The sequence below is a fragment of the Streptomyces silaceus genome (assembly GCF_001419745.1).
GTDB lineage: Bacteria > Actinomycetota > Actinomycetes > Streptomycetales > Streptomycetaceae > Streptomyces > Streptomyces silaceus.
The window spans coordinates 1-9898 of the sequence record NZ_LIRJ01000167.1; the positions used below are offsets into that span (position 1 = coordinate 1).

A 9898-nucleotide genomic window follows, 5' to 3' on the forward strand; every position below is an offset into this window, starting at 1 on the left:
AAGGCCGACCTCGAGGTCGGCGAGAGCGAGGACCGGCTGCACGGCATGGAGCGGCTCAACCTCAAGGCGATGTACAACGACCCCTCGCAGATGCGGGAGGCCGTCGCCTGGCAGCTCCTCGAACGCGCGGGGATCCCGGCCTCGCAGCACACGTACGCGACGTTCTTCCTCAACGACCGCTACATGGGCCTCTTCTCGGTCATCGAGCAGGTCGACAAGAAGTTCCTCAAGGACCGCTTCGGCAAGAACTCCGAGGGCAACCTCTACAAGGCGTACTGCGGCGACGTCGGCTGCGCGACGCTGGAGCACCGGGCCGCCGCGGACGGCACGGACGGCGGCCGGATGTACTTCACGGCGGGCAGCCGCGACGACGACCGGACGTACCGCCTCAAGACGAACGAGGACGACCCGGCCGCGAACACCTACGACGACCTCGCCGCGCTCGTCCGCACGGTCAACGGCGTCGAACTCCCGGGCGACGACGTGAGGTTCACCACCGACGCCTTCCGCGCTTCCGTCGAGGACGTCCTGAACGCGCGGGCCTTCCTGCGCTGGGCGGGCGCCAACGTGCTCCTGGGCAGCTGGGACAACTACTTCGCCACGCCGTCGAACTACTACCTGTACAACTCGGGCCGGCTCGGCGACCCCAAGGGCTTCAGGGCACGCCCGTACTTCACCTTCGTGCCCTGGGACTACGACAACAGCTCGGGCATCGACTTCTTCGCCACCCCCTGGCAGTACACGGACCTGCTCGACTGGCCCGCGATGAGCCGCAACTACTGCCGGATCACGCACGCCCCGCACGCGACGTCGCGGCTGCCGCTGTTCACGAACCTCCTGCGGCACCACGACTTCTGCCAGTACTACCTGGACCACCTGGAGTACCTGCTCGACACGGAGTTCAGCCCCGACCGGGTCGCCGCGCTGATGGGCGCGGAGGGCTCGGGCCGCACCGACGGGCTGTGGCAGCGCGTCGTCTCGTCCGCCGCGTACGCCGAGTCGGCCACCCCGGACGGACAGCCCTCCACCGGGCGGCAGTTCACCAACGACGAGGTGTACCGGGCGGCGTACCGGCAGTGGGAGCTGAGCCGCGGCGCCCAGTTCACGTACGGCGTCTACCACTACACGCGGATGCGCTACGACAGCGCCCGCGCGCAGCTGGCCGAGCTGCGCAAGACCTACCCGAACGGCGCCTCCGGCGCCGTCTTCCCCGGCGCGATGGAGGTTCTGCCGTCATGACCGCAGGCAAGAAGACGACCGCAGCCAAGAAGCAGAAGCAGTCCGACGCCCCCGAGCTGCGCCTCGTCAAGGAGGCCAAGATCCAGGACCTGATCGGCGACGGCGCGGGCAGCCGCCTGGAGGCGAGCGGGGTGCTCTACCGCGACGGCGTCTTCCTGGTGGTGTGCGACAACCTGACGTCGTTCATCCGGGTCGGCAGTGAACTCTCCCCGAAGGCACCGGAGAACGGCGTGCTGCAGCCCAAGGGCGTCGGCACCGGCGCTCGCGCGAGGGGCGGCGCGAAGGGCAAGAAGGCCCTTGAGGTCGCGGGGTACGAGGACCTCGCCCACGACCCCGCCCAGGACCGCTACTACGCGCTGACCGAGTCCGTCCCGGTCAAGGCCGGGTTCCGTGCCCGCGTCCACGAGTACGACGGCCGGATGCGCGTGCGCGGCTCCGCCCTGCTCGACTTCGCGCTGACCGACGCCAACAAGGGCATGGAAGGCCTGGAATGGGTCGATCGGGGCGGCGTCGGGCATCTGCTCGCGCTGTGCGAGGGCAACCGCTGCGCGGGCGGCAAGGAGGGGCAGCGGCCCGGCGGGGGCCGCATCCAGGTCTTCCGGCGCGGCGCCGGCCGGTGGGAGCACGCGGGGACGGTCCGGCTGCCCCGGTCGCTGCCGTTCGAGGACTACAGCAGCGTGTCCGTGCGCGACGGCAGGATCGCCGTGCTGTCGCAGGCGTCCTCGGCGCTCTGGGTGGGCCGGCTGTCCACCAAGAAGTGGGCGGTGGACCAGGGCACGGTGTACCGGCTGCCCACGGGCGGCAAGGGCCGTACCGCGTACGGCAACGCGGAGGGCGTGTCCTGGGTGTCGTCCGACCATGTCGTGGTGGTCTCGGACCGCGCGAAGAAGGGCGCGGCGAACGACCGCTACCGCGCCAAGGACCAGTCGATCCACCTCTTCCTGATCCCGTCGGGCGACTAGCGCGGGGGCCGCGGGCGGGCACCGGTCGTCGCGGGTTCGCCCGCGACGACCGGCGTAGGGGGCCTCGCGCGGCTGCCGTACGACGCATCAGGACAACAACCGTTCGACACCCGCGCCCTCCGCCGTCCCGTTACCGGCGGTCAGGGGTGGCCGGATCGCCGTGACGGGGAGGGAATTACCCGCCCCTCTCGCGGCCCCTCGCGAACCCTGGAAGGGCGCCCGGAAACCGGTGGTGAGAATGGCAGGAAAGGTCTTGCGCCGCACCGGGCACGCCCCGCGCGCTGCCCTCTCTCCCTTTCTGCCGTGCACGTGCCGACGGCATGGTGTCCGAAAGTGACGGAGGGCCCGTGGAGTTACCGATACCTGCGGATACGCGTGTGACCGCTGTTGATTGACGAACCATCAGATGGTCCGCGCTCCTTTTCGGACAGACCCAGGACTTTCGATTTCTCGTTGAATCGGCACGGCCTACGGTTGTCGCTGAGGGGGCAGGGCACTGACCATGCCGGGGGGATGACAGCCGCGTAGAAGTCTTCGAGGGGGATTCCGTGCGGCCGACGCTGAACGCGTGCCGCCGGTAAAGGCGGTTCCGTCGGGTTCGACCAGCCGGACGGCACGCCTCGTTGTGGCACGCGACCGACCCGGACGGGCCCTGTCGGCGTGCGCCTGTTCAGTCATGACGGTTTACACGGGGGCTTTCCGAGGGGGGACCCTAGTGACGGAATCTCGATCCGGTGATCCCGTATCCGAACGGAGTGGATTACTGCTCGACGCATTTGACCCGCAGCACTTCCGGGAGAACTCAGAAACAGCTCTCGCGAAGCTGGAGAAACATCTGTCGGACATCTCGATCAGGGGCCTTGAACTGATCGAGCCCGCGAAGCTGTCCCAGGCCGCGAAGGCGCTGATGACGACCGAGCACCAGAGCGTCGCCGCCTTCGACGAGGAGCGTCTCGCGGGCATCATCGACCTGTACATCAGGACCGGGATCCAGGTGCACTCCCCCGGCTACATGGGGCGGCAGTTCTCGGGCGTCGTGCCGCTCGCCGGGGTCATCGACTTCGTGAGCGCCATGGTCAACCAGCCCGCGTCCTTCTACGAGGCGGGCCAGTTGCCCAACGTCGTGGAGCGGATCATGGCCGACGAGCTGAACCGGTTCATCGGCTGGGACCCGGAGCGGTTCACCATGGTGACCACCTCCGGCGGCTCGCTGGCCAACCTGACCGCGCTGCTCGCGGCCAGGAACGAGAAACTGCCCGGGTACTGGTCACAGGGGGGTTCCGCGGTGCGCGGCCAGCCCCGGCCCGCCATCGCGGTCGGTGCCGACGTCCACTACAGCGTCGCGCGGGCGGCCGGCGTGCTCGGCATCGGCGACGCGCAGCTCGTCCGCCTGCCCCTCAACCGGCAGGGGCAGATCTCCCCGAGCGAGGTCCGCGCCACGCTGGCCGCCGCCGAACGGCAGAACCTCAAGGTGTTCTGCATGGTCGCCTCGGCGGGCAGCACCTCGCTGGGCGCCTTCGACCCGATCGACGAACTCGCCGACGTGGCCCGGGAGCAGGACATCTGGCTGCACATCGACGGCGCGCACGGCGCGAGCCTGCTCGTCTCGGACACGCTCCGCGAGAAGCTGCGCGGCATCGACAGGGCGGACTCCCTGACCTGGGACGCGCACAAGATGATGTTCGTCCCAGGACCCTGCACGATGCTCTTCTACCGGAACAAGGAAACGGCGCTCTCGGCATTCCGGCAGAAGGCCAGCTACGTCTTCGACGAGGAGCAGGACGTCTACACCGCCTTCGACAGCGGCGGAAAGAACTTCGAGTGCACCAAACGCCCCATGATCATGACGCTGTGGGCGCTGTGGGCCATTTATGGAAGGGCCCTTTTCGCGGAGAAGATCGAGTATCTCTGCCAATTGACGCAGGAGGCCCACGACGCCGTGCGGGCCGATCCCGATTTCGAGACGCTGCACCGCCCGGAGGCCAACATCCTGTGCTTCCGCTACCACCCGGCCGATCTCATGAAAAGGACCGGGAAGCGGCTCGACAAGAAAGACGTGCACCGGCTGCAGCTCGCCATCAGGAATCGCGTGAAGTTCGAGGGAAATTTCTTCATCTCGAAGGTGAACGTCGAGGGCGTGGCGGCCCTGCGCGTGGTCATGATGAACCACCAGATCACCGGGGAGCACTTCAGGATGCTGCTCTCCGAAATCAGAAGGACCGGGCAGGACCTGCTCAGCAGCGAAGAGGGAACAGAAAAAGCATAGAGGGGACGGATGTTGAGTACATCTCACGCTCCACAGGCAACGTATGTTCCACCGCCCGCGCCGGCTCCCGGCGGCGCCCGCGAACTGGCCGAATGGCTCATCCCGGACTGGGAGCTGCGCCCCGAGTCCGTCGAGGCCGTCGCCGTACTCCCCTCGTTCGCGAGCAAGATGCGCGAGTGCGAGCGGGTCTGCCAGACCCTGTACAGCGAGATCTCGCACGAGATCCAGGACGCCCTCGTGCTGCGCCGCCTCCAGCAGACGGTGAACACCACGCTGCTCAATCCGCTGTGGCGCGAGCGGCTGCGCGGCGCCGGCATCACGGACGCCCCCAAGACGTACGAGGAATGGCAGAACATCCCGCTGTCCGACAAGGACGTCCAGCGCGACTTCTTCATGGACACGCGGCCGGGCATGGTGGTGCCCCTGACCCGCGGCGAGTTCGAGATCGTGGCGAGCGGCGGCACCAGCGGCGGCCAGCCGCTCGAAGTCGTGTACTCCCTGCGGGAGCTGAAGGACACCTACGAGATCGCCGGCCGCTTCATGGGCGCCTATCAACTGGCGAGACACCTCGCGGGCACCGACCCCAAGTGGCTGTTCACCACGCTGGCCGACTACCAGATGTGGAGCAGCGGCACGATGGTCGGCGGCGTGCTCCAGCACGTCCCGGGCGTGAACTACGTCGGCGCGGGACCCGTCACCGCCCCCGTCCTGGAGCACATGTTCTCGTATCGGGGCCCCAAGGCCCTGATGGGCATCTCCGCGGGCATCGCGATCCTCGCCGAACTCGGCGCGGGCATGCGCCAGGAGTACCGCGACAGCTTCCGCGTCGCGCTGTACGGCAGCGGCGTGCTCCCCCAGCGCAAGCGCGTGGAGCTCCAGGCGCTGTACCCGAACCTGTCGATCCTCAGCTACTTCGCCGCCACCCAGGCGGAGACCATCGGCCTGCAGCTGGACGCCTCCTCCCCCCAGCTCGCTGCGGTGCCCGGCCTGCACTTCATCGAGATCGTCGACGAGGAGGGGCGCCAGGTCCCCGAGGGCGAGGAGGGCGAGCTCGTCGTCACCCGCCTGCACGCCCACGAGACGCCGCTGCTGCGCCTGAAGCTGGGCGACCGGATGATCCACCGCCCGCGCATGGACGGGCCCGGTCTGAAGACCCGGCAGTTCGAGTTCGCGGGCCGCACCGGCGACATCCTGCACCTCAACGACAGCCAGTACTCGGCCGCGCGCGCCTACGCCTCGCTGCGCGACGAGCTGAAGGCCGCCGGGGTGGTCGACCTGGACGCGGTCGCGCACGAGATCCAGTTCGTCAACCACCGCGAGGGCCGGACGATCACGCTGTACGCGGCGGTGGACGACGTGCTCGGGCTGACCTACCGGGCGGACTCGGTGCTCGGCCCCTACGGCCTCCAGCAGGTGTTCGTGAACGCCCTGCCGCGCGCGCTGTCCCTCTTCAACCACGGGGAGGCGAACGCCGCGTCGATCGAGAAGACCGGGTACACCCTGCAGCTCACGTTCGTGCCCAGGCTGTCCGCCGAGATCGAACGGACCGCTGTCGGAAAGGTCCCGCTGGTGCGGGACCGCGGCTAGGCGCGGGGCACCGCGCGCAACCACCAGGTGCGCAGACAGGAGTGGAATCACCGTGAGTGGACCGAAGTCACAAGTGAACATCATCGCCGTCGTGGACGTCATCGGCGCGCTGTCGATCAAGTCACTGCTGGAGGGCAACCTCTGCATGGTGGACGACGGGGCGTTCAACAGCACCCACCAGGGGACGCCGAACCTCATCACCGTGGTCAAGCCCGGCCAGGTCGTCTCGTGGACCGCGCTCGCCGTGGACCTGCAGACCCCGGTCGAGATCAAGAACATCTCGTTCACGCCGGGCAACGGGCAGCTCGGCGCGGGCGCGCCGGGCGCGGCCTCGTACGGCTCCCCGGGGCAGGGCGCGGCCTCGTACGGCTCCCTGGGGCAAGGCGCGTACGGCGGCTCACCGCAGGGCGCGCTCGGCGGTTCGCCGCAGGGCACGCTCGGCGGCTCCCCGCAGGGTGCCCCGTACGGGACGCAGCAGTCCGCGTACGGCACGCCCGGCGCGCAGTCGCAGGGCCAGGGCGGCTCTTCCCCGCAGGGCGCGGCCCACGGCGACCCGGCGAGCGCGAAGCTCGACCTCGACGTGTGGACCGGCGTGGTGCCGCACTGGATGGCACGGGGCGTGCCCTACCAGTACCGCCTGGAGGTCCAGATGTACGACGGCTCCAACAGCATCATGCACATCGACTCCCCCGCGCTCATGTGCCAGTAGCGGCCGACCCGATCACGGCACCGGCCAGGCCGGGAACGACGACGAAGGCGGAATCATGCCCCAACAGTTGGCGATCATCGTGCTCGTGGACGTCGGCACCGCGCTGGAGTCCCACACGCTCGACGGCAACACCTACCTGTTCGACAACATGAAGCTGCACGGCTCCGAGAACCAGGGGACCGGCGACCTGGTCACCGCGATCCACGGCTCGTACTGGCGGGACGGATCGCAGGCCAGCGAGCAGGTGCTCAACTGGCTGCCGTACAGCCTGGGTTCCATCCCGCCGACCGTGCCCCGCGGCTACGAGGTCGAGCGGGCCCGGCAGAGCGACGAGCAGGCCCTCAACGAACTGCAGGACCTGGCGGCCAAGTCCTCGGTGCCGAGCGCCGACGCGGCGGCCGAGATCAACCGCATCCGCAAGAACGTGGGCAGCCGGATCAAGACCACGCGGCGCACCCGCGGCCGGCTGTCCGGCCAGAAGATCCTGGACATCACCGGACGGGTCGTCACCGAGGAGGCGACGAGCGCGTACAGCTACCCCGCGCCCGTGATCACGGACATCTACGGCGAGGCGGTCGACGCCAAGATCATGTATCCGGCGGAGTACGGCTCGCCGGACATGGTGACCGACGGCTGGTACTGGTCGGCGTCCGTCGATACGTCCCGGCCGGGGACGTACTCGTACACGATGCGCATCCAGCTGCACAAGCTGGCGCAGACGAACGGCGAACTCCGCTGGGAGCCGGTGGACCTGACGTGTTCCTCGTCGCTGAGGATCACCTCGGAGCCCCGGCGCAACGCCTTCACCAAGGCGGGCATCGGCCCGCTGCCCATCCCGCCGGCCCCGCGGCCCGGCAGCGGCGCCTGACCCCCACCGGACGAGGAGAAACCGATGACCACCAAGCAGAGGCGGGAATCCGCCGCGAAGCGGCCGATCTCCATCACCGCGGTCGTGGACGCCGTGGGCGCCCTGGCGGCCGGCGACCTGCGCGGGCACCTGTACATGTACGACTCGAACAAGTCGGGCGGCTCCACCGGGTTCGGCACCGGAGAGCTGCAGACCTTCGCCAAGCGCGGCGACCAGCTGCTGTGGAACTGTCTCGCGCTGGAGTGCGAGGCGTACGTCGCCATCGACGGCATCATCATCGACAGCGAGATCTGCGAGCCGGAGCGGAAGGTGTACCCGGGTACCGACGTCGCGTACTGGACCGGGACGGTGAAGAAGGCCGACGCGGGCCCGATCACGTACCAGATCAAGTTCAAGCTGGGCACGAGGGACGAACCGATCACCACCACCCTGTCCTCGGCCATCGTCGGCTAGGTGCCGGGCAGTCATGTCGGCGTACGCGAAGGAGCAACGGTGAGCACCAGCACGCAGAGCGAGAAGCAGGGCGGCACGCGCGAGAAGCAGAATCCCGGTCAGCTCAACTCGGTCCAGCTCAACATCGTGACGCTCATCAACATGGAGCGGGCGGCGGAGACGGGCTCGCTGAGCGACTCGATGTACATGATGGACAACAGCATCGGCGGCAAGGGCCAGGGCACGTCCTCGCTGGAGACCGTGTGCAAGCAGGGGCAGGTCCTCAACTGGATCGTGCGCCCCATCGACATGGAGAAGCGCCTGGACGGCACCTGGCCGCCCATGCCGAAGATCAACAACATCGTCTTTCTCGACACCGAGGTGGGCGACGAGGAGGACGTGGCGGAGCGGCGGATCTTCAACGAACTGAAGATCTACGGGATGCCGGACCGCGTCCGGGACAAGTTCACGCCCGTCTACTACTACTGGGCGGGCACGGTCATGAGCACCGCGAAGCCCGGTCTGTACCGGTACCGGCTCGTCCTGGAGCTGGAGCAGGAGGGCAAGAAGGAGCGGCTCTACCTGAACACGGCGATCCACCCCTCGATCAGGGTGGTCCCGGTCTGATCCCGTCGGGCACCGGGGTCTGCGCCGGGGCAGCAAGGCCCTGACCTGCACGGACGGTCTTTATGCGACCACTATGAACGGACTGTATACGTCCTATGTATAGTGCTCGCATGCCAGCCGTGAACATGCCTGCCCCGATGAAGACGACGCGTTCGACCAAGAGGTTGCGTCGTGCCGCCTCCGCCCTCGCGGCGGGGGCGGCCCTGACCCTCGCGCTCTCCGGGTGCACCAAGCTCGACACCACCTCGCCCAGCACCGTCCGCAAGGACGCCGCGGAGGCGAAGGGTGCCGACCGGGCGGCGTTCGGCACCGTCGACTGCCGCAAGGCCAAGTGCGTGGCCCTGACCTTCGACGCGGGCCCCAGTGAGAACACACCCCGGCTGCTGAGAATCCTCAAGGAGAAGAAGGTCCCTGCCACCTTCTTCACGCTCGGCAAGAACCACATCGAGAAGTATCCCGAGCTCGTGAAGCAGATGGACGCCGAGGGCCACGAGGTCGCCAGCCACACCTGGTCGCACAAGATCCTCACGAAGATCGACGCCAAGGAGGCGCGCAAGGAGCTGGAGCGCCCCAACGAGGCGATCGAGAAGCTCATCGGCAAGAAGCCGACACTGATGCGCCCGCCGCAGGGCCGTACGAACGACGACGTCAACAAGCTCTCCAAGGAACTCGGCCTCGCGGAGATCCTGTGGACCGTCACGGCCAAGGACTACACGACCGACGACTCCAAGCTGATCCAGAAGCGGGTCATCGACCAGACCAAGCGGGACGGCATCATCCTGCTGCACGACATCTACAAGGGCACCGTCCCGGCCGTGCCCGGCGTCATCGACGAGCTGAAGAAGCGCGGCTACGTCTTCGTGACGGTGCCCCAGCTCCTCGCGCCGGGGAAGGCCGAACCGGGCAAGGTGTACCGCTGACGGCCCCGCGGCCTGGCAGGCTCTCGGTGTGGCCCTCTTCCAGATCACCCGAGACATCCCCCTGCCCGCCGCCGAGGCCTGGCGCCGCCTGACCGCCTGGGAGCGGCACGGCGACGTCGTCCCCCTCACCCGCGTCACCGTCCGCACTCCCCCGCCCACCCACGCGGGCACGGTCTTCGTCGCCCGGAGCGCGCTGGGACCGCTCGGCTTCGACGACGTCATGGAGGTCGTCGAGTGGTGCCCGCCGGAGGGCACCGCGCCGGGGCGGTGCCGGCTGGAGAAGCGGGG

9 protein-coding genes and 1 pseudogene are annotated in these 9898 nt (G+C 68.5%); all 10 read left to right on the forward strand.

The genetic code is table 11. The annotated features are described in order from the left end of the window. The coding region (locus AOK22_RS16815; protein ID WP_208606408.1) for a CotH kinase family protein at window positions 1-1239 on the forward strand (1239 nt) is incomplete at its 5' end. Further along, window positions 1236-2201, forward strand: coding sequence for a hypothetical protein (locus AOK22_RS16820; RefSeq protein WP_055699477.1), 966 nt, complete (start codon window positions 1236-1238; stop codon window positions 2199-2201). The genes AOK22_RS16815 and AOK22_RS16820, both read left to right, overlap by 4 nt. 907 nt (window positions 2202-3108) lie before the next feature. Then, window positions 3109-4467 carry a pyridoxal phosphate-dependent decarboxylase family protein gene (locus tag AOK22_RS16825; RefSeq protein ID WP_055699478.1) on the forward strand — a complete coding sequence of 453 codons (1359 nt, stop codon included), beginning with the start codon at window positions 3109-3111 and terminating at the stop codon, window positions 4465-4467. Between the two features lie 12 nt (window positions 4468-4479). Continuing rightward, complete coding sequence (locus tag AOK22_RS16830) at window positions 4480-6054, forward strand: phenylacetate--CoA ligase family protein (RefSeq protein WP_157872248.1); 1575 nt, start codon at window positions 4480-4482, stop codon at window positions 6052-6054. 52 nt (window positions 6055-6106) lie between these two features. Continuing rightward, on the forward strand, window positions 6107-6763 hold the full coding sequence (locus AOK22_RS16835; RefSeq protein WP_157872249.1) for a hypothetical protein: 657 nt from the start codon (window positions 6107-6109) through the stop codon (window positions 6761-6763). 55 nt (window positions 6764-6818) lie between these two features. Beyond that, window positions 6819-7631, forward strand: coding sequence for a hypothetical protein (locus tag AOK22_RS16840; protein WP_141753835.1), 813 nt, complete (start codon window positions 6819-6821; stop codon window positions 7629-7631). Between the two features lie 24 nt (window positions 7632-7655). After that, on the forward strand, window positions 7656-8084 hold the full coding sequence (locus AOK22_RS16845) for a hypothetical protein (RefSeq protein WP_055699482.1): 429 nt from the start codon (window positions 7656-7658) through the stop codon (window positions 8082-8084). Between the two features lie 39 nt (window positions 8085-8123). Further along, on the forward strand, window positions 8124-8690 hold the full coding sequence (locus tag AOK22_RS16850) for a hypothetical protein (protein ID WP_055699483.1): 567 nt from the start codon (window positions 8124-8126) through the stop codon (window positions 8688-8690). 110 nt (window positions 8691-8800) lie between these two features. Beyond that, the gene (locus AOK22_RS16855) at window positions 8801-9610 is read left to right on the forward strand and encodes a polysaccharide deacetylase family protein (protein WP_193433241.1); all 810 of its coding nucleotides are present in this window, start codon (window positions 8801-8803) and stop codon (window positions 9608-9610) included. Window positions 9611-9638: 28 nt separating this feature from the next. Next, window positions 9639-9898: pseudogene (locus AOK22_RS16860) on the forward strand (SRPBCC family protein); the annotation flags it as partial.